Genomic DNA, 25,167 nt, shown 5'->3' with positions numbered 1-25,167 from the left:
CAGTGTCCGTGCTGTGGATAACGGGTCGGGCTGTGGACAACTGGGTATGAAGATCGCCATGACGGGGTGGGTCCGACGGGCTGTTCATGTGCTGGCCCTGCCGTTCCGGCCGCTGCGCGGACGCGACCTGGCCCTGCACGCGGCGGCGGTCACGTTCTACGCCGGGATCGCGGTGGTGCCGATCGCCCTGCTGGCCATCTGGATCACTGGATGGATAGCGGGCGCCGACCGGGTGCGACGGCTCACCGGCCGCACCATCGCCGCCCTGCCCGACCAGATCGGCGCGCCGCAGGCCCTGAGCGCGCTGATCGAGGCCGGGCTGCATCTCACGCCGCTGTTCGCGCTGGCCAGCCTGCTTCCGGCGACCCTGTACGGCGAGGGCCTGCGCCGGGCCTTCGTGTCGTTGCGCACCCCGGAACCGGGTGGCGAGCCGCTCGTCGGCTGGCGCGGCCGGCTCCTCTGGCTGCCCCTGCTGGCCGCGGCGCCGGCGCTGCTGCTGGCCATGTTCCTCGCGCTGCCCTCGACGAGCAGCCTGTGGCTGCGGGGCGGCTGGTACGCCGTCCTCGGCGTCGTGCTCTCGTTCCTGGCCGCATGGCTCGTGCTCACGCCGGTTCTCATCTGGGTCTACCGCTATGTCGCGCCGGGCCGCCCCCGATGGCTGTCGACGGTGCTGGTCGGGTCGTTCACCGCCGCCAACCTGTCCGGATTCCTGCACGGTTTCGTGCTCTTCTGCTCGTTCCCGCTCGACCTGGGCGCGCCGTTCGGCGGTTTCGACGAGATCGGCGGCATGGTGGCCGTCGGCCTGTGGCTCTATCTGTTCCACGTCATCGTTCTGGCCGGTTACACGGCGACCCGGAGCGCGAGCGCCTACCAGGCCCGACGTGAATCGTGAGCTGATTTCTTCACGGCCGAACAGCTGACGATCACCCGGGTTAGGGCGCGCTACGCTCAGGCGTCATGACCGCTAATCCCGCCGCCGGGCTCCCGACCCGATCCGACGTAGTGATCATTGGCGCAGGTCACAACGGCCTCGTCTCGGCGATCCTGCTCGCGCGCGCCGGCCTGAACGTCGTCGTTCTGGAGGCCACCGACGTGATCGGGGGCGCCGCCCGCACCGAGCACCCGTTCCCCCAGGCGCCCGGCCTCGGCCACTCCACCGGCTCCTACCTTCTGGGTCTGATGCCGCCCGAGCTGTTGCGCACGCTCGAGGTGGACATCCCCGTGCTGCGCCGCGACCCGCACTACTTCCTGCCCACGCCGGGCCCGGCCGGCTCGCCTTACCTGCTTTTCGGCCGCGATCACGCCGCCACCCGCGAGCAGCTCGAGCGCTTCTTCTCGCCGCGTGACGCCGCCGCCGACGAGCAGCTGGCGGTCGAGATCGGCGCGCTGCGGGCCGACCTGGCCCCGGCCTGGCTCGCCGAGCCCGGCAGCGTCGAGCAGATGGCCGACCGCTACATCCGGCCCCAGCTTCAGAGCACTTTCATTGACCTCGTACGCGGTTCGGTGGCCGACTATCTCGCCCGGTTCGGCTTCAAGAGCGAACTGCTGGTGAGCATGTACGCGGTGACCGACGGACTCTCCGGCCTCAATGCGGGCCCCGACGACCCCGGCACCGGGCACAACTTCCTGGTGCACAACATGTGCCGCCTGCCCGGCTCGGACGGCACGTGGATGATCGCCGAGGGCGGCATGGGCACGGTCACCCGCATGTTCGCCGACGCCGCGCGGGCGGCCGGCGCGCAGATCTCGACCGGGGCGCCCGTGCAGGCGATCACCGTCGACGGCGGGGCGGCGAGCGGCGTGGTGCTCGCCGACGGCCGCACGATCAGCGCCCGCGTGGTGCTCGGCGCCTGCGACCCGTATCGGCTGATCGATCTCGTGCCGTCCGGCACCCTGCCCGCCGCGCTGACCGATCGCATGGCCGCGGTGAAGCGCCCCGGCTCCACGCTCAAGCTCAACTTGGCCCTGCGCGGCCTGCCCCAGTTCACCTGCCTGCCGCCCGGCTCGGCCTCGCCGTTCGGTTCGACGATCCACCTGCTGCCCGGTTCGGCCGGTCTGGCCGGTCAGCCCGGCACCGACTCCCCGATGGCCGCGCTGCGCGGCATGTGGGCCGACGTGCAGGCCGGGCGTCTGCCGTCGGAGCCGACGATCGAGTGGTATCTGCACACCACGGTCGACCCGTCGCTGCAGGACGCCGAGGGTCATCACTCGTCGGCGCTGTTCGTGCAGTCGGTGCCGTACGCGCCGGTGGGGTCGTCGTGGGAGGCCGAGCTGCCCGCGTACGTCGACCGGCTGCTGGACATCTGCGAGCGGTACGCGCCCGGCACGCGCGATCTGATCGTCGACATGATGCCGCTGACCCCGCCCGGCATCGAGAGGCACTTCGGCATCACGGGCGGCCACATCCACCACGTCGACAACACGGTCGCCTTCGACGAGCGCATGCCGTATTTCACCGGGCTGGACGGGCTGTACGCGGGTTCGGCGGGCGCTCACCCGGCCGGCAGCGTTATCGGAGCGGCCGGCCACAACGCCGCCCAGCGCATCCTCCGCGACTTGGAAATCGGTTAGCAGTACGCCGCAGCACCGCCGCGCCCGGACCAGATCGCGCCCGGGCACCTGGGCCGGACCACGCCTGAGAAGTCGAGCCCTGTACGTGTCGCGCCGTGCGGGGGTCGGGCTTTTGAACTTTGGGCGCAACCACTTACGCAGGTCGCCCGGGTGGGGTGAGCGTTCTGGGCGCGCCAGCGCCCTGCTCGCCCCGCCCGGGCCCTCGGCGGGAGCGACGGTCCGTCACCCACCACCCCGCTACGACATCTGCTCTTGACTTGGGCAGTTAGTCGGTGGCTTCGGTCTTTTCGGCGCGAATCTTGTGTCCCACGCTGGTCAAACAACGTCCACTTGGCAGGTCGAACTTCCAGCCGTGCAACTGGCACGTCAGGACGTTGCCGTCGACGATGCCGAAGCGGCTCAGGTCGGCCTTGAGATGCGGGCAGCGGCGCTGGACGGTCCAATCGCCCAGAACCGTGTCCTCGGCTTCGACGGCCTTCTCGTGCTCGTCGTACCAGCCCTCGGCGTATTGCAGGCGCTCCTCGCTGAGGCACTTGAAGAACGCGTAGACGTATTCGTTGTACTGCCCGATGCGGGCGGCAGAGAAGCGGCAGCTCAGGAACAGGGAGTTGACCCAGTCGCCCTCGTCGATGTGGATGAGGTGCTCGATCAGGGCGCGCCCGGTCTTGAAGCGGTAGCGCACCTTCTCGTCGGCGTAGGGGCGGACCTGCTTGCCGGGGAAGTCGACGACGATCGACTCGAGGATCTCGCCGTCGGGGCCGAAGGAGTCGGTCAGGTCGAAGCGGACCGGGCCGCCGACGCCCTGGGCCATGTAGATCGACTCTTCGAGGAGCGGCTCGATGCGCTTCTTGAGCGCGCCCAGCACGTCGATCTCGGGGTGGCGCCAGGAGGCCTTCTCGGCCTCGATGACGGGGGCCTTGCGCTCCCGCATCTCTTCCAGGTGGGCCTGCTTGTTGCCGAAGAACTCGTCGACGTCGGTCGGGTGCGTGGTCGTCGCGTTCCCCCCGGCGTCGAGGGAGGTCTCGCTGCCGGGGAGCAGGACGATGCCGTTGGTGCCGCCGACCTTGGCGTACTCCGCCATGAAGACGGACTGGTCGGGGAAGATGTTGCCCTCGTCGCCGAAGATGTCGTTGAACTGCCAGAGGGAGTCGTCGAGGAAGCACGGCGGGCCGGCGATCGGGAAGACGTGGTCGGCCTTCAGGTCGTCGATGTAGCGCCAGGTGCGGTCGAACTGGCGGTCGCGCTTCTGCTTGCCGAACGCGGTCTTGGCCGCCTCGGGCAGCTCGTAGACCATCGGGTACCAGATCGCGCCGGAGAACTGCAGCATGTGGGCGTGGACGTGGCCCAGCTCGTTGAAGCGGGTCAGGTCGGTCGGCCGGGCGTCGTTCTGGTTGAGCACGCGGACGCCGTCGTGCTCGACCCACAGCGACGAGTCACCGATCGGGCCGTCGGTCGGGCTGATCAGCGCCTGAATCATGATCTTGAGACCGCCGTCGAGCTCGTGCACCTCGTCCGACCGGGTCTTGAAGAAGCTGGTGAAGCCCAGGGCGCGCAGCTCGTCCTCGAGCTGGCTGGTCGGATACTCCGGCAGGAGCACCGTCGCCTTCTTGCTGATGAACCGCTTGAGGTGCTCGGCGTCGAAGTGGTCGCGGTGCAGGTGCGACACGTAGAGGTAGTCGACGTCGCCGAGGGTTTCCCAATCCAGGAGCGAATTGTCAGGGAAAGGGAACCATGAGGCGAAATAGGCGGGATTGACCCAGGGATCGCACAGAATGCTGCCCGCGGCCGTGTCGATCCGCATGCTCGCGTGTCCAGTGCCCGTGATCCGCACCGTTCTACTCCCTCGATCCATGAACCCGACCGCATCGAAGGTACCGGGTCCGGGTTGGTGGGCCGCGCGCGGAGCCGTCGTGCGAAACTGATCCGGACGAGACGGACCCTCGAGGAAGGACCAGGCGTGGCTGCCGATCAGGAACCGGTCTATGCCCCCGACCAGCTCAAGCCGGGCAACCGGAAGCAGGCCCGACGCGCGGCGATCATTTCGGCCGCGATCATTCTGATGTTCTTCTGGGGCAACCACGAGGGCAACACCGAGAACATCTGGCTCGTCCTCTTCGCGGCCGGCCTTGTTCTCGCCGTGCTCGCCGACACCGTACTGCGGCGCAACGGCCTCAAGCCCGAAGACCAGTAGGCCCCGCGCCACACGAAAAGGGGCCCTCGTGGGGCCCCTTTTCTCATCTAGCGACGTCTGGTCAGGATGTCCTTGACCTCGCGCAGCGCGGCGTCGACCTCGGCCTCGAAGTAACCGCCGGGCACCAGGCCGAACTGCAGCATGTCGAGGTCGTTTTCCGGCACCGGCATCGGTCCGCGGCCGGTCATGGCCTGCAGGATGCCCTCGAACAGCCGGTCGACCTGGCTCGGGTCGTAACCGCTGCCGAAGCGCCGCGGCTGGAACGTGCGCCGCAGCTGGTCGACCCGGTAGAGCTCGCCGCCGGGCTCGCCCATCGGCGGGGGCAACTGAGGCTGCTGCGGCTCGCCGTAACCCATCGGAGGGCCGCTCATCGGGGCGTTGCCCATTGGCGGGCCACCCATGGGCGGACCACTCATCGGGGGGCCGCCGTAGCCGCCCCGCGGATCCTGCTGCTCGCGCTGCGGCATGCGGATCTCGGCGGTCATGTCGGTCTTGCCGTGCCGGCCCGCCTCGAACCCGTCGAAGCCACTGGGCGGCTGCTCGAAGCTGCCGGTGTCGTAGCCGCCGCGGTCGTAGCCGCGCGGGTCACGAGCGTCACGAGCGTCACGAGGGTCACGGTCGTACGCCGGCGGCGGCGGGGCGGGCCGCTGCGGCAACTGGGGCTGCTGCGGCTGGCCGTAGCCGGTCGGCTCGTCATAGCGCCCGTACGGGTCCGGCGGCATCTGGCCGCGCTGCGGGGGCTGCTGCTGGAAGCGGTCGTCGCGCACCGGAGGAGCGGGAAGGCGCTCGGTGGGCGGGGCCATCCGGCCGCCCATGCCACCACCCATGCCCGGACCGCCCATGCCACCGCCGCCGCTCATGGCCGCGCCCAGGCCGGGCTTGGCCGCGGAGAGGCCGCCCCGCAGGGAGTCACGCATCGGGTCGGGCGCGGGCGCGCCGCGGCCGCCACGGTCCTCGAGCTCGGCCAGCTGGCGCTCGACCCGGTCCAGGTGCAGGTCGACCTGCCACTCGTCGTAGCCGCCGAAGCGCACGCGGAAGACCACGTCGTGCACCTCCTGCGCACCGACGGGCGGACCCACCTGCTCGCCGGCGAGGGTGGCCTCGACCCGGTCGAGGAAGGCGTCGACCTCGTCCACCTTGTAGCCGCGGCGCAGCGCACGCCGCCGGAAACGTTGCCCCTGACTCGTCACAACGTCTCCCACTCCGCTCGCTGGGACCTGCGCCCAGTCACTGTGCCACCTCCGCGTCGGCGGCGGCGCCCCCAGCGCTCGCCTCCGTGAGCTCGCCCGCGGCCAGTTGGCCACAGGCGCCGTCAATCTCCCGGCCCCGGGTATCGCGGACCGTCGTCGCCACTCCGGCTTCGCGCAGCCGGCGGACGAACTCGCGCTCGACCGGTTTCGGACTCGCATCCCACTTGCTGCCCGGTGTCGGGTTCAGCGGGATGAGATTCACATGCGCCAGCTTGCCGCGCAGAAGCTTGCCGAGGAGGTCGGCTCGCCAGGGCTGATCGTTGATGTCCCTGATCAGGGCATACTCGATCGAGATCCGGCGTCCGGTCCGGGCCGCGTAATCGAACGCGGCGTCGAGCACCTCAGCCACCTTCCAGCGCTGGTTGACGGGCACTAGCTCATCGCGCAGATCATCATCGGGGGCATGCAGGGACAGCGCAAGGGTCACATTGAGGTCTTCGGCCGTCAAACGGTGGATAGCCGGTACGAGACCCACGGTGGAGACGGTGATGTGCCGTTGCGAAAGCCCCAGACCCTCCGGCGCCGGGGTGGTGAGCCTGCGCACAGCCTCGATCACCCGGGGGTAATTGGCCAGGGGCTCGCCCATGCCCATGAAGACGACACGCGAGAGCCGCGGCGGTGAACCGGTGACCGCGCCCGAGGCGGCGACACCGGCCAGATAGACCACCTGGTCGACGATCTCGGCGATCGAGAGGTTGCGGGTCAGGCCCTGCTGGCCGGTGGCGCAGAACGGGCAGGCCATGCCGCAGCCGGCCTGGCTCGAGACGCACGCCGTCACCCGGTCGGGATAGCCCATGAGGACGCTTTCCACGAGCGAGCCGTCGTGCAGCCGCCACAGCGTCTTGCGGGTCGCGCCGTCGTCACAGGCCAGTTCGCGAACCGGGGTGAGCAACGTGGGGAGCAGGTCGCTGGTGATCCGGGCGCGGGACGCGGCGGGCAGATCCGTCATCGCGTCGGCGTCGCGCACGAGGCGGCCGAAGTAGTGCGTGGAGATCTGCTTGGCCCGGAACGCGGGCTCGCCGAGGCTGGTGACCGCCGCCTTGCGGGCCGCGAGGTCGAGGTCGGCGAGGTGGCGAGGGGGCATCGACGGACGGCGCTTGGTGGCCACCGCATCGGGCTGGTCGAGGCTGGTCGGGATGACCGGAAGAATCGTCATGGCACAACCAGTCTCGCACGCTCGCCTGTGTGCGTGCCGATCACGTGTTCGCCCCGATCAGCGCAAAGATCAGGTACGCCGTGGGCACGGCGAACAGGATGGAGTCGAGCCGGTCCATGAGGCCACCGTGGCCGGGCAGCAGGTTGCTCATGTCCTTGAGGCCCAGGTCGCGCTTGAGCATCGACTCGGCCAGGTCACCGGCCACCGCGACGACCGAGATGAGCGCGCCGAACAGCACGCCCCAATACCAGGGGACGTCCAGCAGAAAATGCAGAAGCAGGGCGCTGCCGATGGCGGCCGAGGCCATCGAGCCGACGAAGCCCTCCCAGGTCTTGCCGGGGCTGATCGCCGGGGCCATCTTGTGCTTGCCGAAGAAGACGCCGACCGCATATCCGCCTGTGTCGGAAAGCACCACGGCGAGCAGCGTGCAGAGCACCCGCCACCGGCCGTCCTCGCCGGCGTCGGGCAGCTGGAGCAGGACGCCGAAGCTCAGCAGGAACGGCACGTAGATCGAGATCATGACGCTGGCCACGAGGTCGCGGCGGAATGCGGCCGCGCCGTCGGCTATGCGCCAGATCACCGATGCGGCGATCGTCACTACCAGGCCCAGCAGCAGCGCGTCGGGGCCGTCGTGCCAGGCCAGGCCGACCATCAGCACGGAACCGGCGATCAGCGGGATCAGCGGGGCGTCGGCCCCGGTGGCGCGCAGGGCACGGACCATTTCGTATACGCCGACCGCGGAGGCCAGGGCGATGACGCCGAGGAAAGCGTCGGGCCAGAACACCAGGGAGCCCAGAACAACCAGGATCAGGCCGACGCCGACGCCGATCGCGGCGGGCAGGTTGCGCCCGGCCCGGCCTTTCGCGCGCCTTCGCCCCAGTTGCGGCTTCTCTTCGGTCGTGGGAAGGATGTCCTCGCCCGCGTGCCAGGCCGGCTGCGCCTGGGTGCCGTTGTCGCCGGAGCCATAGGCGTACGGCGCCGGCACGCTCGGGTCGTCGCCGGCGCTACGCCCGGCACGCGGATCGAGGTAGGACATCAGACTTCGAGCAACTCGGCTTCCTTGTGCTTGAGGAGCTCGTCGACGACGGACACGTACTTGTGCGTCGTGTCGTCGAGCTCCTTCTCGGCGCGGCGGCCGTCGTCCTCGCCGGCCTCGCCGTCCTTGACCAGGCGGTCGAGCTGCTCCTTGGCCTTGCGGCGGACGTTCCGGATCGCGACCCGGCTCTCCTCCGCCTTGCTGCGCGCGACCTTGATCATGTCGCGGCGGCGCTCCTCGGTCATCTGCGGCAGGTGGATGCGCAGCTGGGTGCCCTCGTTGTTGGGGTTGACCCCGAGGTCCGAATCGCGGATCGCCCGCTCGATCGCGCCGAGCTGCGACGCGTCATACGGCTTCACGATGACCATGCGCGGCTCCGGAACACCGACCGAGGCCATCTGCGTCACCGGTGTGGGCGCGCCGTAGTAGTCGACCACAATCTTGGAGAACATGGCCGGGGTGGCCCGCCCGGTGCGGATCGCGGCGAACTCCTCCTTGGCGTGCTCGACCGCGCTCTCCATCTTTTCTTCGGCCTCGAAGAGGGTCTCGTCGATCACCGGCTCTTCTCGCCTCCTTGCTTTCTTCGGTGGTGCGGGGACGTGTGGACGGAGTCAGGCGGTGATCAGCGTGCCGATCTTCTCGCCGCTGACCGCGCGGACGATGGTGTCGTCGCCCTGGGCGCCGAAGACCAGCATGGGCAGGTCGTTCTCCTCGCAGAGGCTGAAGGCGGCCTGGTCGGCGACCCGCAGACCCTGCTGGATGACGTCGGAGAAGGTGAGGCGGTCGAGCTTCTTGGCGTCGGGGTCGACGCGGGGGTCGGCGGTGTAGACGCCGTCGACACCGTTCTTGCTCATCAGCACGACATCCGCGTGGATCTCGAGGGCGCGCTGGGCGGTGACGGTGTCGGTGGAGAAGTAGGGCATGCCGGCGCCCGCGCCGAAGATGACGCAGCGGCCCTTCTCGAGGTGCCGGATGGCGCGCAGCGGGATGTAGGGCTCGGCGACCTGGGCCATCGTGATCGCGGTCTGCACCCGCGTCTCGATGCCCTCCTTCTCGAGGAAGTCCTGCAGGGCGAGGCCGTTCATGACCGTGCCGAGCATGCCCATGTAGTCGGCGCGGTTGCGGTCCATGCCGCGCTTCTGCAGCTCGGCGCCGCGGAAGAAGTTGCCGCCACCGACGACGACGGCGACCTGGATGCCGCGGCGGATCACGGTCGCGATCTGCCGGGCGATGCCCTGCACGATGTCGGGGTCGACGCCGACCGCGCCGCCGCCGAACACCTCACCGGAGAGCTTCAGCACGACCCTGCGGGGCCGCGCGGATGGCGGGATCGGACTGCCAACCGGACTTGCCTGCTCGGTCACCATCGTCATGAGACCCGCCTTCCCTTAGAACACTCAGAGAGACCTTATGGGAGAAGGAGGCCGGACGCAGAATCGCGTACCCGGCCTCCCTTGCCTCCAGCGGCGGCCGCTTACTCCTGGCCGACCTCGAACCGGACGAAGCGGGTGATGGTCAGCCCGGCCTCGTCGGCGATCTGCTTGACGGTCTTCTTGTTGTCGACGACCGACGACTGCTCGAGGAGGACGAAGTCCTTGAAGAAGGAGTTCACCCGGCCCTCGACGATCTTGGGCAGGGCCTTCTCGGGCTTGCCCTCTTCCTTGGCCGTCTCCTCGGCGATGCGGCGCTCGGACTCGACAACGTCGGCCGGCACCTCCTCGCGGTTGAGGAAGCGCGGGCGCATGGCGGCGATCTGCATGCCGATGCCGCGGGCGTCCGCGTCGGCCGCCTCGTCCGACTTGCCGGTGTACTCCACCAGGACACCGACCTGCGGCGGCAGGTCCTGGGCCTTGCGGTGGAGGTAGACCGCGACGGTGCCGTCGACGACCACGAAGCGGTTCACGACGATCTTCTCGCCGATCTTCGCGGAGTACTCCTGGATCGTGTCGGCGACGGTCTTGCCGTCCGGCAGCGTGGCGGCCAGCAGCCCGGCGGCGTCGGCAACCTTGTTCTGCTCGCCGAACTCGACCAGCTGCTGACCCAGCGCGACGAAGTCGGGGGTCTTGGCGACGAAGTCGGTCTCGCAGTTCAGCTCGAGCAACGCGTTGCCCGAGTGGGCGACGATGCCGTTGGCGGCGGTGCGACCGGCGCGCTTGCCGACGTCCTTGGCACCCTTGATGCGCAGGAACTCGACGGCCTGGTCGAACTCGCCGGCCGCCTCCTCGAGCGCCTTCTTGCAGTCCATCATGCCGGCACCGGTCAGATCGCGGAGCTTCTTCACGTCCGCGGCGGTGTAGTTAGCCATGACTCTCTCTCGATGTCAGGTTCGTCGGTGACTTACTCGGCGGGTGCTGCTGCGGCGGCCGGAACCGGCTCGGCGGCCGGGGCCTCGGCGGCGGCAGCTGCGGGAGCCTCAGCGGCGGGGGCCTCAGCAGCCGGGGCCTCAGCAGCGGGAGCCTCAGCAGCGGGAGCGTCGTCGGCCTTCTTCTCGGCGCCCTCGTAGAGGTCGCGCTCCCACTCGGGCAGCGGCTCGCCGGCGGCGACGGTGCCCGGCTCGGGCTTCTCGTCGGCGCCGCCACGGCCACGGCCGGAGCGGGCGATCAGACCGTCGGCGACCGCCGCGGCGATGACCTTGGTGAGCAGCTCGGCGGAACGGATCGCGTCGTCGTTGCCCGGGATCGGGAAGTCGACCTCGTCCGGGTCGCAGTTGGTGTCCAGCACCGCGATGACCGGAATGCCCAGCTTGCGGGCCTCGTCGACGGCGATGTGCTCCTTCTTGGTGTCCACGACCCAGATCGCCGACGGCGTCTTGGTCATGTCACGAAGGCCACCGAGGGTCTTGGTGAGCTTGGTCTTCTCGCGGTAGAGCTGGAGGGTCTCCTTCTTGGTGTACCCGGCGGCGGTGCCGGTCAGGTCACCCAGAGCCTCGAGCTCCTTCATGCGCTGAAGACGCTTGTAAACCGTCTGGAAGTTGGTGAGCATGCCGCCCAGCCAGCGGTGGTTCACGTACGGCTGACCGACCCGCGTCGCCTGCTCGGCGATGGCCTCCTGCGCCTGCTTCTTGGTGCCGACGAAGAGGATGTGGCCACCCTCGGCGACGGTGTCCCGCACGTAGGCGTACGCCTTCTCGATGTAATCGAGCGTCTGGCGCAGGTCGATGATGTAGATGCCGTTACGCTCGGTGAAGATGAAGCGCTTCATCTTCGGGTTCCAGCGCCGGGTCTGGTGCCCGAAGTGGACACCGCTTTCCAGCAGCTGACGCATGGTCACGACGGCCATGGTGATTACTCCTATGGATCCCTGGTTGACACCCTCACCGGCGGTGAGCGTCCTGGTGCCCGGTCGCCGGCCACAGTCGGACCCGAGATGATCGAGACCAGGGAGGGCCGTCGCTGCAGGCCCCGTCAAAAGGACCTTGCAGAGGGCACGCGAGGTCGACCGCACGAGGCGGTCGCCGTCAACCAGCATACGCCAAGCGTCGGACTGCCCTTACGCGGCAGCCAGCCCGGCGGCCAAGAGCAAGATCAAACCGGCCGGGAGGTACGCCACCGGAGGCCGCAGCCAGGTCTCGCGCGTGATCGGGCCCACCCGCGCCAGAGCGAACAGCCCGATCCCGGTGAGCGTGAAGCCGAGCGTGAGAAGAACGGCGGGAACGATGGCGCCGGCGGCCGGATCACCGGTGAACGTCGCGTCGATCAGCAACCGCACGACCGGGATCATCAGGACGGCCGTGACGATCGCGATCACGAAGGACGTCATCGGGCGCTTGGACTGATAGACGCTCTCCGCGCGACGCTCGGTCACCGGCCTGTCCGCGACCGGCCGCTCCGTCACCTTCCGGCCCGGCACCGGAGGGACGAGGGCGGTGGGCTCGGCCGCCGCGCTCGTGGGCTGGATCGTCGGGTACTCCGGGCCGCGGACCGGAAGGCGGGGCTCGGGCTCGGACAGGCGGGCGTGGCTGCCGCTCGACGTGACCGGGTCGGGAGACGCGTACGGGGGCGCGGACGGACGCTGCTCCGGCAGCCGGAACGCGCCGCTCGGTCGCTCGTGGATGCCCGAGTCGTACGGGTTGGCGACCGGGATCGAGCCCGACACGTCGGAGTCGGTCGATCGTGAGTACTGACCCGGCCCGGAATACCAGCTGGGCTCGGGCTCCTCGGCGTAACGGCGTCCTTCCACGATGCGCAACTTAAGTGACTACGGGCGTGAATGCCACCGCTGGCCCCATAACACACCTGGACGGTGACACAGCGGTTTTCCACAGTTGCGCTCTGTCCACAGATCTTGGGGTGGGCGGGATGCGCGCCGCGCTCGTCCGGGCCAGGTTGTCCGGCATGACGACGCAAAGGCGAGCGGTGGGCGCGTACGGCGAGATGGTCGCGGCCCAGCACCTCCAGGAGCAAGGGCTCGTGGTCCTCAACCGGAACTGGCGCTGCGCCGACGGCGAGGTCGACCTCGTGCTGCGCGACGGCGAGGACATCGTGTTCTGCGAGGTGAAGACCCGCCGCAGCGACCGGTTCGGCCCGCCGTCGGCCGCGGTGACCTATCACAAGGTGCGCAAGCTGCGGCATCTCGCGCTCCGATGGCTGTCCGAGGCGGGCATACGCCCCCGGGAGGTCCGCTTCGACGTGGTCGAGGTGCTGCCCCGGCCCCGTGGCGGCGACCAGATCACGCACATTCGCGCGGCGTTCTGACATGGGATACGCGCGGGTGCTGTGCGTCGGCCTGCTCGGCGTGACCGGGCACGTGGTCGAGGTCGAGGCCGACCTGTCCCAGGGACTGCCCGTGGTCACGCTGACCGGGCTGCCCGACACCGCCCTGCACGAGGCCCGCGACCGGGTGCGTGCGGCCGTGGTCAACTCGGGCCAGTCGTGGCCCAACCGGCGGATCACGGTGAACCTGCTGCCGGCCGCGCTGCCCAAACACGGCAGCGGCTTCGATCTCGCTATCGCGGCAGCGCTGCTGGCCAGCGCGGGAGAGCTGCCGCTGGACGCGCTCGACAAGGTGGTGGTGCTCGGCGAACTCGGGCTCGACGGCCAGGTCCGGGCGGTCCGCGGGGTGCTGCCGATGGTGGCCGCGGCGGTTCCGGCCGGGCTGACTCAGGTGATCGTGCCGCTGGCCAACGCGCGGGAGGCCACCGTGGTGCCGGGGGTGACCGTCCGTGCCGTCGACAGCCTGCGCCGGCTCGTCGACTTCGTGCGCGGCCACGGGGAACTTCTCGACCCGCCACCGACGGAGCCGGGGCCGCCGCCCTCGGGTCCCGACCTGGCCGACGTGGCCGGGCAGGAGATGGGCCGGTACGGGCTGGAGGTGGCGGCCGCGGGCGGGCATCACCTGGCGCTGTTCGGGCCGCCCGGTGCGGGCAAGACGATGCTGGCCGAACGCTTACCGTCGATCCTGCCCGAACTCGACGACGAGGCGGCGCTCGAGGTGACGGCGTTGCAGTCGATCGCCGGGGTGCTGCCACCGGACGGGCGGCTGGTGCGGCGGCCGCCCTACCAGGCGCCCCATCACACCGCTTCGGCCGCGGCGATCGTCGGCGGAGGGAGCGGACTGGCCCGGCCGGGGGCGTTGTCGCTCGCCCACCGGGGCGTTCTCTTCCTGGACGAGGCGGCCGAGATCCCGACGGCCACCCTGCAGGCGTTGCGGCAACCGCTGGAGACCGGACGGATCGTGCTGGCCCGGGCGCGGGGCACGACCGAATTCCCGGCCCGCGTCCAACTCGTGCTGGCGGCCAACCCCTGCCCGTGTGCGAGTCCGGCCGGTGATCAGTACTGCACCTGCCCACCGGCCGTGCGGCGGCGATACGTGGCCAAACTGTCCGGGCCGTTGCTCGACCGGATCGACATCCGGCTGACGCTCGCGCCGCTGACCGCCGCCCAGTTGACCACGGCGACCACCTCGGCGACGTCGTCGGCCGAGGTCGCGAGCCGGGTGTCCACGGCGCGGGCCGCAGCGGCGGCCCGATGGTCGTCGCGCGGCGGATGGCGGGTCAACGCCGAGGTGCCCGGGCCGGTCCTCCGGCGCACGCCGTGGCGCCTGCCGGGCGCCGACACCGACGTGCTGCGGGCGTCGCTCGACAAAGGCCTGCTGTCGGCGCGCGGCTTTGATCGGGTGCTTCGCTTGGCCTGGACAATTTCCGACTTGGACGGCCGGGAGCGCCCGGCCCGGTCCGAGGTCAACGAGGCCATCCAGCTGCGCATGGGTGATCGCCGTGGGTGATCTCTTCTCCTCCTCCCCCGGCTCGCCCGCGCTGTCGCCCGGCGACGCCGACCGGGCTGCGCGGGTGGCCCTGACCTGGCTGGCCGAGCCGGGGAACCGGGCGGTCTGGTCGCTTGTGGAAGAGAGCGGCGCCGAGGCGGCCCTGGCCCGATTGCTCGGTGGTGACGTGCCCGACAAGTCGCTGCGGGCGGCGGCCAAGGCGAAGGCGGCCCACCTGGATCCGCGGCGGCTGGCCGAGCTGACGTTGCGCCGGGCCGAACGGCTGGGCGCGCGCATTGTCGTGCCGTCGGACGAGGACTGGCCGACGCGGGTGACGTCGCTGGCCACCCTGACGCTCGAGGGAACGCAACGCGTCAACCAGGACGTACGGCCGCCGTTGTGCTTCTGGGTTCGCGGGGACGGGCCGCTGGGCGAGACGCTCGACCGGTCGGTCGCGGTGGTGGGAGCCCGGGCGGCGTCCAGCTACGGCGTTCATGCGACCCACGAGATCGCGTACGGGCTGGCCGAGAACGGCTGGGCGGTGGTGTCGGGCGGCGCGTTCGGGATCGATGCGGCGGCTCATCGGGCGGCGCTGGCGGCCGGTGGTCGTACGGTGGCCGTCCTCGCCTGCGGGGTGGATCGGCCCTATCCGATGGGCAACTCGGCGATGTTCGAGCAGATCGCCGAGACGGGCCTGCTGATCAGCGAATGGCCGCCGGGGTCGGAGCCGCTCAAGCATCGGTTCCTGATCCGCAACCGGGTGATCGCGGCCGCCACCGCCGGGACGGTGCTGGTCGAGGCGGCCGCGCGCAGTGGCGCGATCCAGACGATGGGGCGGGTGCTTGCGCTGGGGCGGCCGGCGATGGTCGTGCCCGGGCCGATCACGTCGGCCATGTCGGTCGGATGCCACGAGCTGCTGCGCTCCCGGCCCGACGCGACCCTGGTCACCGGGCTGGCGGACGTGCTCGAGACGGTGGGCCGGATCGGCGAATACCAGGGCGCCGTGCCGCGCGGGCCGGAACATCGGCGGGACGCGCTCGACGAGGAGTCGGCGGTGATCCTGGAGTCCGTGCCGCGGCGGGGAACGGTCACGCCCGAGGAGCTCGCCGTCCGCGCCGGCCTGTCGTTACGGCTCGTGCTGCGGCGGCTGTCGTTGCTGGAGCTGACCGGCCTGATCGAACGGCGCGGCACCGGTGTGGCCCTGGGCCGGAACGGCCGGTGAACCGTGTTCCCGTTTCTCCTTTGCGCAGCACGATGGCGGGCGCCTCCCGGTCACCCTCGCTGTCGTGCCCCTCCGGCGCTCGGCCGGGTCAGTCCTCGGAGTCGTCCAGATCGCGGCGGTGCACCTTCATCCACGCCTCGACGTCGTCGGTCGCCCACACCTTGCCCTGGGCGAGGTCGGCGACGGGCTTGGGAAAGTCGGCGCGACTGGTGATCTGGTACGCACGCTGCCGGCTCACCCCACCCAGACGGATGCGGATCTCGTGCGCCCCCATGAGCCTGATCGGTTTCGCTGCCACATGATCGACCGTAGGCGCGAGACTATTAGTCAATCATCAAGTTGATAGGAGACAGCTAGTCGTATGTCATCTACACTGTTCCCATGACTAGGCGTCGCCAGACTATCCCGCTCGTGCCTGTCGGCCCGTTCCATCGACGCACGTGGCGGTCACTCTGGCGCCGGTGCAGCTGCGGCCTGGCCGCTCCGTGCATCGACGCCCTCGTCCCCGCGGCGCCGCTCCCCTTCCCTCCCCGCGGCGCCTTCCTCCGGCCAGACCTTTCCCCGCCCTCACAAGCCCCCGCGACGGAAAGGAGGTACAGCCACGCAGAACTCATGAGACCGGGCATGACAGAGAGTGAACTCACGTCCCTGTCGCGCTGCCCGCCCGACGGCCCCCACTCTCCGGCGCGGAGACCCCAGATGCCGTCGGGCGGCAGCAGCCCGGTGCTTTCGGTTGAACTCCAAGGCCACCATGCAAACGGGGGCGGCCGTCGTCGGCCCGTGTCTACCGACGGCGGCCGAGCTACCCGGCCCCGCACTGCCCCGCGAGGAGCGATGCGCTGCAGCGAGAACATTCTGCGAAGGCCGCGAATCGGTGACTGCAAGTTACCGCCAGGCGCCTCGACATCCGGACTTGCGCATCAGAGGCAGAGCTAGAACCAACTTCGGCAAAAGGCCGGAATCGTCGGCCGTTTCCGCTCCGACAAGTCGAGATCCAGGTGGCTCCTGGACTCACTTGTAACCGATCGGCGTACGGCATCCGCTCGCCGGGTCCCCGGCGTGGTGAGCCGACGCGCTCGATCACGGCGCGGCTGGGCGGCGCCATCGCCCGGAACCGGGCACTTTGGGGGAACCGTTATGACCACCACAGAACCGCCGCCGGACCCGCCCGATCCGCGGGGCGCCGCACCGAGCCGTTCCCGGAGATCCGACCGGCCGGGTTCGCCCGATCCGCGGGGCTCCGCGTCGAGCCGTTCCCGGGACTCCGGCCGGCCGGACCTGCCTGATCCGCGGGGCGCCGGGTCGAGCGGTTCCCGGAGATCCGACCGGTCCGAAGAGGCGGGGGCTTCCGGAAGTCCACAGGAGTCCACGCCGCTCGAGGCCCGGCCGCCTGTGGGGGTTTCGGCACCGGGCCATTTGAACGCCAGGCCCGGATGGGACTGCCTGGTCTGCGGGGACCCGTGGCCGTGCCGGGTGGCGAAGGAGAAGTTACTTCAGGAGTTCCAGGGTTTTCCGTCGGTGCTGATCGTCTATATGACCGCTCAGATGTACGACGCGCTCGGCGACTCGGTGGCCACCGGGCATCTCGCGCCTGCGAACCTCTTCGAACGCTTCCTGGCCTGGGCGCGCAGGGCTGCCATCGTTCCGGACGACCCGGCTCCTCAGGGTCGCGCCGGCCAATCAAAACCGACGCAGCCGAAGGTGATCGCAGCCTGACGATCCGGCAGCCGCCTCGCAGCCGGTCGGGAACTCTGCGGCGGGCAGCTCATGGCTGGCGAGAGGATACGGCGGAGTTTCGCCTGTGCCGGGTCCGCGTGCTGTTCCAGGATCGAGCCGGGAGCCGTGCAGAAGCCGGCTTTCAGACCGCGCGTTGAAGCTCAGCATCCGCGCGGTCCTCTTTGGACTCGCCCGACTGCTCGTCCCGGACGGGATCGGGATCGGGATCGGGATCGGGGCTTGGCTGTCACGGTTTGTGCGGTCGGGAGTGGTGGGTGCGCTCCGGAGGAGCGGAAGAACGGGCGACGGCTAGACCGTCCCGTGGGTGCTGACGCACCTCGTTTCGCGGCTTTGGCTGCCGCCCGCCCAGCCGCCCGATCAAGTCTCAGCCTTCTCAGTGCGGCAAGGACTATCATACCTACATGGCTTCATACGTACAATCCGATGGAGCATCGTGGTCACGTAAGATGGGCACCATGATCGATCCGTCCGCGGACCGTGCGGTCTTTCGCCAGCTGGCTGACCTGCTGCGCAATCAGATCGAGTCGGGCGAGCTGGGGCCCGGGGAGCCGCTGCCCAGCGAACTGCGTCTCGCGCAGGAATATGGCATCAGCCGCACCACCGTCCGGCAGGCGATCGGGCAGCTCCGCACCGAGGGTCTGGTGACTGTCGACCGGCCGCGCGGCACCTTCGTGCGGGTGCCCGAGCCTACGGAGCTGATTGCGCTGGCCCGTGGCGAACGCGCCGGTGCCCGCATGCCCACGGATGCCGAGCGCCGCAAGTACCGCCTCGGTGAGGGCGTCCCCGTTCTCGTCGTGACCGCCACCGACGGCACCGAGACCGTCCACCCGGCCGACCGGGTTCAGCTCACTCGTCCGTAGGAAACCACGGAGGCCGATCCGCGGGCCAAAGCCGACGTCGGCTCGAGCGGGATCAGGCTCGGGTTTGGCGGGTGTAACCGCGGCCCGTGTGCCAAGACTCGATGACCAGGTGGTCGGCGGGGACGCCCACGTAGGTCAGCACCACCTCGTGGATGTCGATGCGGAACAGGCCGGAATCGCCGTGTGGCCAGTCGGGCGGTGGCTCCATCTCGACGGCCACGCCGGCCAGCTTGGCGTCGCCGGGGCCGGCCTCGGGATTGGCGGCGGGAGGTTCGAGGGTCGGGGCGTGCATGGCCAGCCGGGGGTCGCGGCGGATGTCCCGCAGCTTCATGGAGTCGGCCATCATGCCGAAGGTCAGCTCGCCGTCGTCGAACTTGGCCTCGTTCGCGCTGATGCGAGGGGAACCGTCACGCCGGAGGGTGGCGATCGTCTTGTTGGTGCCCGCGTCGAACAGCGCCCGTACCCGCTCGGTGAAGGCGGGCGGTGCATCCTTCTCGATCTCATGCCAGCTAGCCATGACCGTGACCTTAGGGCGGGGGTACGACAACTAGAAGAGGTCGTAGTCCGCCGACGCCATCGTGAACCCGTGTCCGGTGTCGACGTCCTTGCACGTCAGGCCGGAGCTGAGGCTGTCGCAGCGAACCGTGCCGGCCCGGATGGCCTCGCCGTACTCGAGCGTGCTGTCGGACGTCCCCACGAGGGTGTCCCCCGCGCAGGCGAACGTGGCCTTCCCGCCCGTGACGACGAGCCCGCTCCCCCAGTCGAGCCGGCAGTCGGCCGGCCGCGAGGGCGCCGACCACCCCTTGCGGACGATGTCGCACCGCACCTCGGACTTGGTCAGGGCGCACGCGATGTTCTGTGACGGCGTGTTGAACATCTGCTCGTCGACCACCACGGCCTCGACGGGCGTCGGGTCGGGGCCGCCGAAGCCGGCCCTGGCCGAGGGAGTGGGGGTCGGCGTTGCCTCGCCGCCGGACGGGGAACAGCCGGAGAGCACGCCCAACAGGGCCAGCACGAGGATGCCGCGGATCGCTGCCATGGTGAAGGCAGTCTAGGAACACGGGCCAAGACCGTGCGTGGCCCCTTGACGATCACGCGCGAAGCGAAGACCGTCGACATGTGGGAACGCGCGAACTGCATGAGCGACTGCCCCCGGAGATGCGGGCGGCGGTCGACGAGTTCGGTCACCACCTCGTGCGGGTCGAGGACCGGTCGGCCGAGACCGTACGGGCGTATCTGGGCGACGTCGTCTCGCTGCTCGACCACGCGGCCGACTCCGGCGCCACCACGCCGGCCGAGCTCGACATCGGGCTGCTGCGCGGCTGGCTCGCCGCCCGCATGCGTCAGGGCGCCGCCCGGACGTCGCAGGCACGGCGGGCCGCCGCCGCCCGCGCCTTCACCGCGTGGGCGTTCCGCACGGGTCGCACCACGACCGACCCCGGAGCCCACCTGTCCAGCCCCAAGGCGCACCGCACTCTGCCCACCGTGCTGCGCGCCGACCAGGCCGCCGCGCTGGTCGAACCGGCGACGCAGGACCAGGAGCCCGATAAGCTGCGCGACCGAGCCGTCCTGGAGTTGCTCTATGCCACCGGCGTACGGGTGAGCGAACTCTGCGGTCTCAACCAGGCCGACCTGGACGAGGCGAGGCGGGTCGTGCGGGTCTTCGGCAAGGGCGCCAAGGAGAGGGCCGTCCCGTACGGCATTCCCGCCCAGAAGGCGCTCGACGAATACCGCAGGCACGCCCGCCCGAAGCTGGCCGTCAAGAGCAGCGGCGACGCCCTCTTTCTGGGTGTGAAGGGCGGCCGCCTGCAGCAGACGGTCGTGCGCCGCATCGTGGACGCCGCCGCCCGCGCGGCCGGGCTCCCCCACACCAGCCCGCACGACCTGCGCCACTCGGCCGCGACCCACCTGCTCGACGGCGGCGCCGACCTGCGCGCGGTGCAGGATCTGCTGGGGCACGCCTCGCTGTCGAGCACGCAGATCTACACCCACGTGTCGACCGAGCGCCTGCGGGCGGCCTTCAAACAGGCGCACCCGCGCGCGTGACCCCGTACGATCGGAGGGTGAGCGCCGGAGAACCGCCCGCCCCCATCCCAGGTGCCCGCCTTCTGTTTTCGCTCGACCCGGGTGTGTCCTATCTCAACCATGGCTCGTTCGGCGCCGTGCCGATCGGGGTGCAGCGCGCTCAGCAACGTCTGCGCGACGAGATCGAGTCGAACCCGCTGCGCTTCTTCACCCAGGGCCTGGGCGACCGGGTCATCCACACCCGGCGCCACGTTTCCGCCTTTCTGGGCGCCGACCCCGAGGGCAGCGCCCTGGTGGCCAACGCGACCACCGGCGTCTCGATCGCACTGAACTCGGTGCGGCTCGAGTCGGCCGACGAGGTGCTGCTCACCGATCACAGCTATGGCGCGGTGGCCATCGCCGCCCGCCGCCGCTGCCGCCGGGCCGGCGCGACCGTGCGCACCGTCGCGCTGCCGCTGGCCGCCACGGACGCCGAGGTGGTCAGCCGGATCCGGGCCGCCCTGCGCCCCGGCCGCACCAAGCTGCTGATCCTCGATCAGTTGTCGTCGGCCACGGCCAAGATCTTTCCGGTGCGCGAGATCACCGCCGCCGCCCACCAGCACGACATCCCGGTGCTGGTCGATGCCGCGCACGTGCCCGGCATGCTGCCGATCGACGTGGCCTCGATCCGGGCCGATTTCTGGGTGGGCAACCTGCACAAGTGGGCCTTCGCCCCGCGCGGCACGGCCCTGCTCTCGGTGGCTCCCGAGTGGCGCCGCAAGATCGAGCCGCCGGTCGTCTCGTGGGAGCAGGAGCAGGGATATCCGCTGTCGGTGGAGATGCAGGGCACGCTCGACCACACGCCCTGGCTGGCCGCCCCGACCGGCCTGTTCACGCTGCGCACCCTGGGCTGGGACGCCGTGCGGGCGCACAACGCGGCCCTCGCCGCCTATGGCCAGCGGGTGGTCGGGGCGGCGCTGGAGGCGCAGGAGCTGCCCGAGCCGGGTGACAGCGAGGTCTCGATGCGGATCGTGCCGCTGCCGGCCGGGCTGGCCACCACCCCGCCCGAGGCGCGGGCGCTGCGGCAGCACATCGCCGACAAGCTGGCCGTGGAGACCGCGGTGAACGCGTGGGGCGGCCGTGGCCTGCTGCGTCTGAGCGCCCAGGTCTACAACCGGGCCGACGAATACGACCGGTTCGCCGAACAACTCCCCCAGCTGCTGCACGACTATCGCCGCTGAGCGGAGTCGACCGGCAGCAACCGCACCCGGCCGAGGCCGAGCAGCGCGAGCGGGTCGAGATAGAGCGAACCGCGGCGCAGCCCCCAATGCAGGCAGGCCGTCGCGTCGCAGCCCGGATGGCCGGGATCGAGCCGGCCGAGCGGGTCGCCGCGGGTGACGACGTCACCGGCCGCGACCGTGGCGATGACCGGCTCGTAGGTGGTGCGCAGGCCGCCGGCGTGCGCGACGCTCACCACCGGTCGCCCGGCGACACGGCCCGCGAAGAGCACCGTGCCCGGGCCGGGCGACCGCACCACCGTCGACGGCGGAGCGGCGAGGTCGATCCCGCGATGCCCGGCGAGCCAGGGCTGGGCGGGCGGGTCGAAGGGACGCGCGACGACGGGCGGCGCGACGGGCCACCCGAAGGTCAGCAGGGCGAGCAGTGACAGCAGAACCATGCCGGGAAATCTGCCGCATCAGGACCGTGGAAAACGGCCCTGTGGATAACTCAGCTGCCGAAGCCGGGCTCATCGGGCAGGGAGATGTCCGGCTTCTCGAGCTCCTCGACGTTCACGTCCTTGAACGTCATCACCCGCACGTTCTTGACGAACCGGGCCGGGCGGTACATGTCCCACACCCAGGCGTCGTGCATCTCGACCTCGAAATACACCTCGCCGTCGGAGTTGCGCACGTGCAGATCGACCTGGTTGGCCAGGTAGAACCGGCGCTCAGTCTCCACCACGTACGAGAATTGGCGGACGATGTCGCGGTACTCCCGGTAGAGCTGCAGCTCCATCTCGGTCTCGTACTTCTCGAGATCCTCTGCGCTCATCGCTTCTCGCCCTCCATGGCCTCATCTTCCCCCACCGACGGCGACGTCTGACGCTGGTCGCCCGACGCCACGCCGACGGTACTCTCAGCGGCCTCGGCCGGCACGGGCGGCTCAGCGCCGGATGCCTCAAACAGTACTGCCTGGGCGGCCTCTGGCAAGGCGCGCTGCACCGGTCGCCGGGCGCGTGGCGGACGGTTGCCACGACCCGAGGCTGCGGCCACATTGACGTACGAGAACCGGTGCTCGGCGCACGGCCCGTGCTGCTTGAGGGCGGCGCTGTGCTCGTCGGTGATGTAACCCTTGTGCACGGCGAACCCGTACGCCGGGAACTGGTCGTGCATCTCCACCATGATGCGGTCCCGGGTGACCTTGGCCAGGACGCTGGCCGCGGCCACGCAGGCGGCGACCCGATCGCCCTTCCAGACCGCGAGGCCGGGCACGCCCAGGCCGTCGACCGGGAACCCGTCGGTCAGCACGTATTCCGGCGAGGTGGTCAGCGAGGCGAGCGCCCGGCGCATGGCGGCCAGGTTGCAGACGTGCAGGCCGCGCGCGTCGACCTCGGTGGCCGGCACGATCACCACCGACCAGGCCAGCGCGCGCTGCACGACCTGCTCGTAGACGCGCTCGCGGGCGGCCGGGGTGAGCAACTTGGAATCGGCCAGTTCGTCGATCTCGCCGCGCTTGCCCTCGGGCAGGACGGCGGCCGCGGCCACGAGCGGCCCGGCGCAGGCGCCCCGGCCGGCCTCGTCGGCCCCGGCCACGTGCCGGAAGCCGCGGCGCTGCAGGGCCCGTTCGAGCGCCCAGAGCCCGGCCTCACGGCGGACGACGGTGCGGGGAGGTGCCAGCATCAGGAGAGCCGCCGCAACATCTCGGCGAGCTCGACCGGGAAGATCGACTCGGAGCTGGACTCGATCTCGTCGGCCGACCACCAGCGGTGCGCGGTGATCGTCGCCTTCTCCTCCGCGTCCATGCCGGCGAAGTCGACCTGCCAGCCGGGGACGCGCAGCACGAAGAAATCCTGTTCCTGGCGGTAGTCGCGGGTGTCGTAGCTGAACTCGGCGACGTGGCTGAAGAACGGCTCGCCCAGCTCGGCCGGGTCGACCCGCAGGCCGATCTCTTCGAACAGTTCGCGGGCGGCGCCCTGAGCGGGCGTCTCATCGCTTTCCAGCCCACCGCCGGGGGTGAACCACCAACTCGTGTCGGGCCGGGCCGGATCGCCGCCGTAGAGCAGCAGGGCCCGCCCGGCCGAGTCGACGAGCAGCACGCGGGCGGCGCGGCGTTCGACAACGGTCACGCGCCCAGCCTATTGCGCCGAAGGTGGATCTTACGAGCGGGTGTTACTGGGGGTCGGGGATCGAGCTGAAGCCGTCCGGCACCGACAGCCACGTGGCCCGTCCGACCGGCCAGAACACCGTGAACGCCCGGCCGACGATCGACTCCTCGGGGATCGTCGCCTCCATGACGTTCTCGTTGCTGTCCTGGTAGTGCTCGAGCGAGTCACCCGAGGCCGAGCGGTGGTCGCCCATCACCCAGAGCCGGTTGGGCGGCACGGTGATGTCGAAATCCCCGTCGGCCGGCGGGTCCTGCTGGCCGGCGTCGTCCTTGAAGACGTACGGCTCGTCGAGCAGCACGCCGTTGATCTTCAGCTTGTTGTCGGCTTCCGTGAACGAGATGTGGTCGCCCGGCACCCCGATGATGCGCTTGATGAAGTCTTCGCCCTCGGCGCCCGACTGCCACTGGCTCGGCGCCTCGAAGACGATGATCTCGCCGCGGCGCGGGTCGCGGAAGTCGTAGACCAGCTTGTTGACGAGCACCCGGTCGAGCACGTTGAGCGTGTGCTCCATGGACGGCGACGGGATGTAGAAGGTCTGCAGCACGAATGCGCGCACCAGCACGGCGACCAGGACCGCCACACCCAGCAAGATCGGAAGCTCGCGCCAGAAGGAGCTCTTGCGCTTTTCGGTCTGCTCGTCAATCACGAGGGGAGCCTACGTCGCCGTGTCACGAACGGCAGTCCGGAACGCGCGGATAACGCGGTACTTAACAGAAACGGCAGGGCGAAAACCTCGGTCACGGGATTTCCCTTCCGCACCGGTTCGAGCACCGGGGCGGCCGCGGTCGGATGATCGGCGGCGTACGCCTTCCACACGTCGGGCACGGACAGGCTGGTGAACCGGTTACTCGGCCAGACGATGACGAACGCGCGGCCGATGATGTTGCTGATCGGAACCGGACCCTGGCAGCGCGCGTCCTGCGAGACCTCCCGGTGGTCCCCCATGATGAACATCTCACCTTCCGGGACGATCACCTCGTTGAATCGCCGGCTGGTGCACTGGTTGGGGTTGGGCGGCTGGTTGAGGTCGGAGTTGAAACCGTCGGCGATGTACGGCTCGTCCATGCCGACGCCGTTGACCGTGATCCGCCCCTTGGCATCGCAGCAGGCGACCTTGTCACCCGGCAGGCCGATCACCCGTTTGATGAAGTCGCGTTCCCCCGGGCGGCTGACCCCGACCAGGTCACCGATCGTGCGGCCGAGCTTGGCCGCGAACGAATTGCTGACCGGCTCGGCGACCTCGGGCGTCCAGTTCTCGTCGCCGCGGAAGACCACGATCTCGCCGCGCACCGGATCGCGCATGTCGTAAATGACCTTGTTGACCAGCACGCGGTCCTTGACCAGAAGCGTGTTCTCCATCGACCCGCTGGGGATGTAGAACGCCTGGACCAGGAACGTACGGATCAGAACGGCGAGGCAGAAGGCGACCACCAGCAGCAGCGGCAGTTCCTGCCAGAGTGGCATCTCCTTGCGGCGGACCAATCCCCGTCGCCGCCGAGAAGCCGGGCCGTAGCCCTCCATCGGTTCCATGCTTCGCATCTCCCGCCGCCGACC

The 25,167-nt window shown here is 70.1% G+C and carries 28 protein-coding genes; 10 read left to right on the top strand and 18 right to left on the bottom strand.

The features are described 5' to 3' along the window. The first annotated feature begins 58 nt into the window (after window positions 1–58). Together ACZ3I4_RS29095 and ACZ3I4_RS29090 are read left to right on the top strand one after the other, a co-directional pair. A complete protein-coding gene (locus ACZ3I4_RS29095; RefSeq protein WP_465385206.1) occupies window positions 59–892 on the top strand; it encodes a YhjD/YihY/BrkB family envelope integrity protein in 834 nt (277 codons plus the stop codon). A 65-nt stretch (window positions 893–957) separates the two neighbouring features. Continuing rightward, complete coding sequence (locus tag ACZ3I4_RS29090; protein WP_465385205.1) at window positions 958–2,571, top strand: phytoene desaturase family protein; 1,614 nt, start codon at window positions 958–960, stop codon at window positions 2,569–2,571. 265 nt (window positions 2,572–2,836) lie between these two features. Here ACZ3I4_RS29090 and ACZ3I4_RS29085 read toward each other — a convergent pair whose 3' ends face one another. Further along, on the bottom strand, window positions 2,837–4,402 hold the full coding sequence (locus ACZ3I4_RS29085) for a Rieske 2Fe-2S domain-containing protein (RefSeq protein WP_465385204.1): 1,566 nt from the start codon (window positions 4,400–4,402) through the stop codon (window positions 2,837–2,839). A gap of 126 nt (window positions 4,403–4,528) precedes the next feature. On the opposite strand from ACZ3I4_RS29085, the gene ACZ3I4_RS29080 reads away from it, so the two are divergent. Further along, window positions 4,529–4,762 (top strand): DUF2631 domain-containing protein, encoded by a 234-nt coding sequence (locus ACZ3I4_RS29080; protein ID WP_465385203.1) that lies wholly within the window; start codon window positions 4,529–4,531, stop codon window positions 4,760–4,762. Between the two features lie 47 nt (window positions 4,763–4,809). Here ACZ3I4_RS29080 and ACZ3I4_RS29075 read toward each other — a convergent pair whose 3' ends face one another. The 8 genes from ACZ3I4_RS29075 to ACZ3I4_RS29040 all read right to left on the bottom strand — a co-directional run bounded on the left by ACZ3I4_RS29075 (window position 4,810) and on the right by ACZ3I4_RS29040 (window position 12,383). Beyond that, the gene (locus ACZ3I4_RS29075) at window positions 4,810–5,952 is read right to left on the bottom strand and encodes a DivIVA domain-containing protein (protein WP_465385202.1); all 1,143 of its coding nucleotides are present in this window, start codon (window positions 5,950–5,952) and stop codon (window positions 4,810–4,812) included. A 37-nt stretch (window positions 5,953–5,989) separates the two neighbouring features. Next, window positions 5,990–7,168, bottom strand: a complete 1,179-nt coding sequence (rlmN, locus tag ACZ3I4_RS29070) for a dual-specificity RNA methyltransferase RlmN (protein WP_465385201.1) — start codon at window positions 7,166–7,168, stop codon at window positions 5,990–5,992. A 40-nt stretch (window positions 7,169–7,208) separates the two neighbouring features. After that, window positions 7,209–8,204 (bottom strand): phosphatidate cytidylyltransferase, encoded by a 996-nt coding sequence (locus tag ACZ3I4_RS29065; protein WP_465385200.1) that lies wholly within the window; start codon window positions 8,202–8,204, stop codon window positions 7,209–7,211. Beyond that, window positions 8,204–8,761: a ribosome recycling factor gene (frr, locus tag ACZ3I4_RS29060; protein ID WP_465385199.1), complete on the bottom strand. Its 558-nt coding sequence runs from the start codon at window positions 8,759–8,761 to the stop codon at window positions 8,204–8,206. The genes ACZ3I4_RS29065 and frr overlap by 1 nt, the downstream gene beginning before the upstream one ends. Before the next feature lie 54 nt (window positions 8,762–8,815). Continuing rightward, the gene (gene pyrH, locus ACZ3I4_RS29055; RefSeq protein ID WP_465385198.1) at window positions 8,816–9,577 is read right to left on the bottom strand and encodes a UMP kinase; all 762 of its coding nucleotides are present in this window, start codon (window positions 9,575–9,577) and stop codon (window positions 8,816–8,818) included. A 101-nt stretch (window positions 9,578–9,678) separates the two neighbouring features. Beyond that, window positions 9,679–10,509, bottom strand: a complete 831-nt coding sequence (gene tsf / locus ACZ3I4_RS29050; protein WP_465385197.1) for a translation elongation factor Ts — start codon at window positions 10,507–10,509, stop codon at window positions 9,679–9,681. Between the two features lie 32 nt (window positions 10,510–10,541). Continuing rightward, window positions 10,542–11,483 (bottom strand): 30S ribosomal protein S2, encoded by a 942-nt coding sequence (gene rpsB, locus ACZ3I4_RS29045; RefSeq protein WP_465385196.1) that lies wholly within the window; start codon window positions 11,481–11,483, stop codon window positions 10,542–10,544. A gap of 210 nt (window positions 11,484–11,693) precedes the next feature. Continuing rightward, window positions 11,694–12,383 (bottom strand): hypothetical protein, encoded by a 690-nt coding sequence (locus ACZ3I4_RS29040; protein WP_465385195.1) that lies wholly within the window; start codon window positions 12,381–12,383, stop codon window positions 11,694–11,696. 155 nt (window positions 12,384–12,538) lie between these two features. Here ACZ3I4_RS29040 and ACZ3I4_RS29035 point away from each other — a divergent pair, with 155 nt between their 5' ends. The 3 genes from ACZ3I4_RS29035 to dprA are packed head-to-tail and all read left to right on the top strand — an operon-like array spanning window position 12,539 to window position 15,627. Then, the gene (locus ACZ3I4_RS29035; RefSeq protein ID WP_465385373.1) at window positions 12,539–12,898 is read left to right on the top strand and encodes a YraN family protein; all 360 of its coding nucleotides are present in this window, start codon (window positions 12,539–12,541) and stop codon (window positions 12,896–12,898) included. A gap of 1 nt (window position 12,899) precedes the next feature. Beyond that, window positions 12,900–14,426, top strand: a complete 1,527-nt coding sequence (locus tag ACZ3I4_RS29030) for a YifB family Mg chelatase-like AAA ATPase (RefSeq protein ID WP_465385194.1) — start codon at window positions 12,900–12,902, stop codon at window positions 14,424–14,426. Then, a complete protein-coding gene (gene dprA, locus ACZ3I4_RS29025; protein WP_465385193.1) occupies window positions 14,419–15,627 on the top strand; it encodes a DNA-processing protein DprA in 1,209 nt (402 codons plus the stop codon). Before ACZ3I4_RS29030 ends, dprA begins: the two co-directional genes overlap by 8 nt. An 88-nt stretch (window positions 15,628–15,715) precedes the next feature. Here dprA and ACZ3I4_RS29020 read toward each other — a convergent pair whose 3' ends face one another. Continuing rightward, window positions 15,716–15,901 carry a DNA-binding protein gene (locus tag ACZ3I4_RS29020; RefSeq protein WP_215784742.1) on the bottom strand — a complete coding sequence of 62 codons (186 nt, stop codon included), beginning with the start codon at window positions 15,899–15,901 and terminating at the stop codon, window positions 15,716–15,718. 1,199 nt (window positions 15,902–17,100) lie between these two features. Between ACZ3I4_RS29020 and ACZ3I4_RS29015 the strand changes: the two genes are divergently transcribed. After that, complete coding sequence (locus ACZ3I4_RS29015; protein ID WP_465385192.1) at window positions 17,101–17,343, top strand: hypothetical protein; 243 nt, start codon at window positions 17,101–17,103, stop codon at window positions 17,341–17,343. Window positions 17,344–17,819: 476 nt separating this feature from the next. Next, on the top strand, window positions 17,820–18,224 hold the full coding sequence (locus ACZ3I4_RS29010; RefSeq protein WP_465385191.1) for a GntR family transcriptional regulator: 405 nt from the start codon (window positions 17,820–17,822) through the stop codon (window positions 18,222–18,224). 52 nt (window positions 18,225–18,276) lie between these two features. Here the strand turns inward: ACZ3I4_RS29010 and ACZ3I4_RS29005 are convergent, their stop codons facing one another. Beyond that, window positions 18,277–18,741: a pyridoxamine 5'-phosphate oxidase family protein gene (locus ACZ3I4_RS29005; RefSeq protein ID WP_465385190.1), complete on the bottom strand. Its 465-nt coding sequence runs from the start codon at window positions 18,739–18,741 to the stop codon at window positions 18,277–18,279. 30 nt (window positions 18,742–18,771) lie between these two features. Next, window positions 18,772–19,263: a DUF6636 domain-containing protein gene (locus ACZ3I4_RS29000; RefSeq protein WP_465385189.1), complete on the bottom strand. Its 492-nt coding sequence runs from the start codon at window positions 19,261–19,263 to the stop codon at window positions 18,772–18,774. Between the two features lie 119 nt (window positions 19,264–19,382). Here ACZ3I4_RS29000 and ACZ3I4_RS28995 point away from each other — a divergent pair, with 119 nt between their 5' ends. Further along, window positions 19,383–20,270, top strand: a complete 888-nt coding sequence (locus ACZ3I4_RS28995) for a tyrosine recombinase XerC (RefSeq protein WP_465385372.1) — start codon at window positions 19,383–19,385, stop codon at window positions 20,268–20,270. A 17-nt stretch (window positions 20,271–20,287) separates the two neighbouring features. Further along, window positions 20,288–21,469 carry an aminotransferase class V-fold PLP-dependent enzyme gene (locus ACZ3I4_RS28990; protein ID WP_465385188.1) on the top strand — a complete coding sequence of 394 codons (1,182 nt, stop codon included), beginning with the start codon at window positions 20,288–20,290 and terminating at the stop codon, window positions 21,467–21,469. Here ACZ3I4_RS28990 and ACZ3I4_RS28985 read toward each other — a convergent pair. The 6 genes from ACZ3I4_RS28985 to lepB (ACZ3I4_RS28960) are packed head-to-tail and all read right to left on the bottom strand — an operon-like array spanning window position 21,457 to window position 25,143. After that, window positions 21,457–21,906 carry a murein hydrolase activator EnvC family protein gene (locus tag ACZ3I4_RS28985; protein ID WP_465385187.1) on the bottom strand — a complete coding sequence of 150 codons (450 nt, stop codon included), beginning with the start codon at window positions 21,904–21,906 and terminating at the stop codon, window positions 21,457–21,459. The genes ACZ3I4_RS28990 and ACZ3I4_RS28985 overlap by 13 nt on opposite strands. A gap of 50 nt (window positions 21,907–21,956) precedes the next feature. Next, the gene (locus ACZ3I4_RS28980) at window positions 21,957–22,280 is read right to left on the bottom strand and encodes a DUF2469 domain-containing protein (RefSeq protein ID WP_127497241.1); all 324 of its coding nucleotides are present in this window, start codon (window positions 22,278–22,280) and stop codon (window positions 21,957–21,959) included. Continuing rightward, window positions 22,277–23,128, bottom strand: coding sequence for a ribonuclease HII (locus tag ACZ3I4_RS28975; protein ID WP_465385186.1), 852 nt, complete (start codon window positions 23,126–23,128; stop codon window positions 22,277–22,279). Before ACZ3I4_RS28975 ends, ACZ3I4_RS28980 begins: the two co-directional genes overlap by 4 nt. Beyond that, complete coding sequence (locus tag ACZ3I4_RS28970) at window positions 23,128–23,574, bottom strand: NUDIX hydrolase (protein WP_465385185.1); 447 nt, start codon at window positions 23,572–23,574, stop codon at window positions 23,128–23,130. The genes ACZ3I4_RS28975 and ACZ3I4_RS28970 overlap by 1 nt, the downstream gene beginning before the upstream one ends. A gap of 43 nt (window positions 23,575–23,617) precedes the next feature. Beyond that, window positions 23,618–24,259 (bottom strand): signal peptidase I, encoded by a 642-nt coding sequence (gene lepB / locus ACZ3I4_RS28965; protein WP_465385184.1) that lies wholly within the window; start codon window positions 24,257–24,259, stop codon window positions 23,618–23,620. Continuing rightward, window positions 24,256–25,143, bottom strand: a complete 888-nt coding sequence (gene lepB / locus ACZ3I4_RS28960) for a signal peptidase I (protein ID WP_465385183.1) — start codon at window positions 25,141–25,143, stop codon at window positions 24,256–24,258. Before lepB (ACZ3I4_RS28960) ends, lepB (ACZ3I4_RS28965) begins: the two co-directional genes overlap by 4 nt. Window positions 25,144–25,167 lie beyond the last annotated feature (24 nt).

Source organism: Actinoplanes sp. NPDC021490, from assembly GCF_055562135.1.
This window is presented reverse-complemented; position numbering and strand designations above follow the sequence as displayed.

What these genes read in the sequence shown, in the direction of transcription:
- ACZ3I4_RS29065 (WP_465385200.1), bottom strand. Translation starts at nt 8,204, where the DNA reads ATGTCCTACCTCGATCCGCGTGCCGGGCGTAGCGCCGGCGACGACCCG.
- ACZ3I4_RS29020 (WP_215784742.1), bottom strand. Translation starts at nt 15,901, where the DNA reads ATGGGGGCGCACGAGATCCGCATCCGTCTGGGTGGGGTGAGCCGGCAG.
- ACZ3I4_RS28985 (WP_465385187.1), bottom strand. Translation starts at nt 21,906, where the DNA reads ATGGTTCTGCTGTCACTGCTCGCCCTGCTGACCTTCGGGTGGCCCGTC.
- lepB (WP_465385183.1), bottom strand. Translation starts at nt 25,143, where the DNA reads ATGGAACCGATGGAGGGCTACGGCCCGGCTTCTCGGCGGCGACGGGGA.
- ACZ3I4_RS28975 (WP_465385186.1), bottom strand. Translation starts at nt 23,128, where the DNA reads ATGCTGGCACCTCCCCGCACCGTCGTCCGCCGTGAGGCCGGGCTCTGG.
- ACZ3I4_RS29000 (WP_465385189.1), bottom strand. Translation starts at nt 19,263, where the DNA reads ATGGCAGCGATCCGCGGCATCCTCGTGCTGGCCCTGTTGGGCGTGCTC.
- tsf (WP_465385197.1), bottom strand. Translation starts at nt 10,509, where the DNA reads ATGGCTAACTACACCGCCGCGGACGTGAAGAAGCTCCGCGATCTGACC.
- ACZ3I4_RS29095 (WP_465385206.1), top strand. Translation starts at nt 59, where the DNA reads ATGACGGGGTGGGTCCGACGGGCTGTTCATGTGCTGGCCCTGCCGTTC.
- ACZ3I4_RS28995 (WP_465385372.1), top strand. Translation starts at nt 19,383, where the DNA reads ATGCGGGCGGCGGTCGACGAGTTCGGTCACCACCTCGTGCGGGTCGAG.
- ACZ3I4_RS29010 (WP_465385191.1), top strand. Translation starts at nt 17,820, where the DNA reads ATGATCGATCCGTCCGCGGACCGTGCGGTCTTTCGCCAGCTGGCTGAC.
- ACZ3I4_RS28980 (WP_127497241.1), bottom strand. Translation starts at nt 22,280, where the DNA reads ATGAGCGCAGAGGATCTCGAGAAGTACGAGACCGAGATGGAGCTGCAG.
- ACZ3I4_RS29090 (WP_465385205.1), top strand. Translation starts at nt 958, where the DNA reads ATGACCGCTAATCCCGCCGCCGGGCTCCCGACCCGATCCGACGTAGTG.
- rlmN (WP_465385201.1), bottom strand. Translation starts at nt 7,168, where the DNA reads ATGACGATTCTTCCGGTCATCCCGACCAGCCTCGACCAGCCCGATGCG.
- rpsB (WP_465385196.1), bottom strand. Translation starts at nt 11,483, where the DNA reads ATGGCCGTCGTGACCATGCGTCAGCTGCTGGAAAGCGGTGTCCACTTC.
- ACZ3I4_RS29035 (WP_465385373.1), top strand. Translation starts at nt 12,539, where the DNA reads ATGACGACGCAAAGGCGAGCGGTGGGCGCGTACGGCGAGATGGTCGCG.
- ACZ3I4_RS29030 (WP_465385194.1), top strand. Translation starts at nt 12,900, where the DNA reads ATGGGATACGCGCGGGTGCTGTGCGTCGGCCTGCTCGGCGTGACCGGG.
- pyrH (WP_465385198.1), bottom strand. Translation starts at nt 9,577, where the DNA reads ATGACGATGGTGACCGAGCAGGCAAGTCCGGTTGGCAGTCCGATCCCG.
- ACZ3I4_RS29005 (WP_465385190.1), bottom strand. Translation starts at nt 18,741, where the DNA reads ATGGCTAGCTGGCATGAGATCGAGAAGGATGCACCGCCCGCCTTCACC.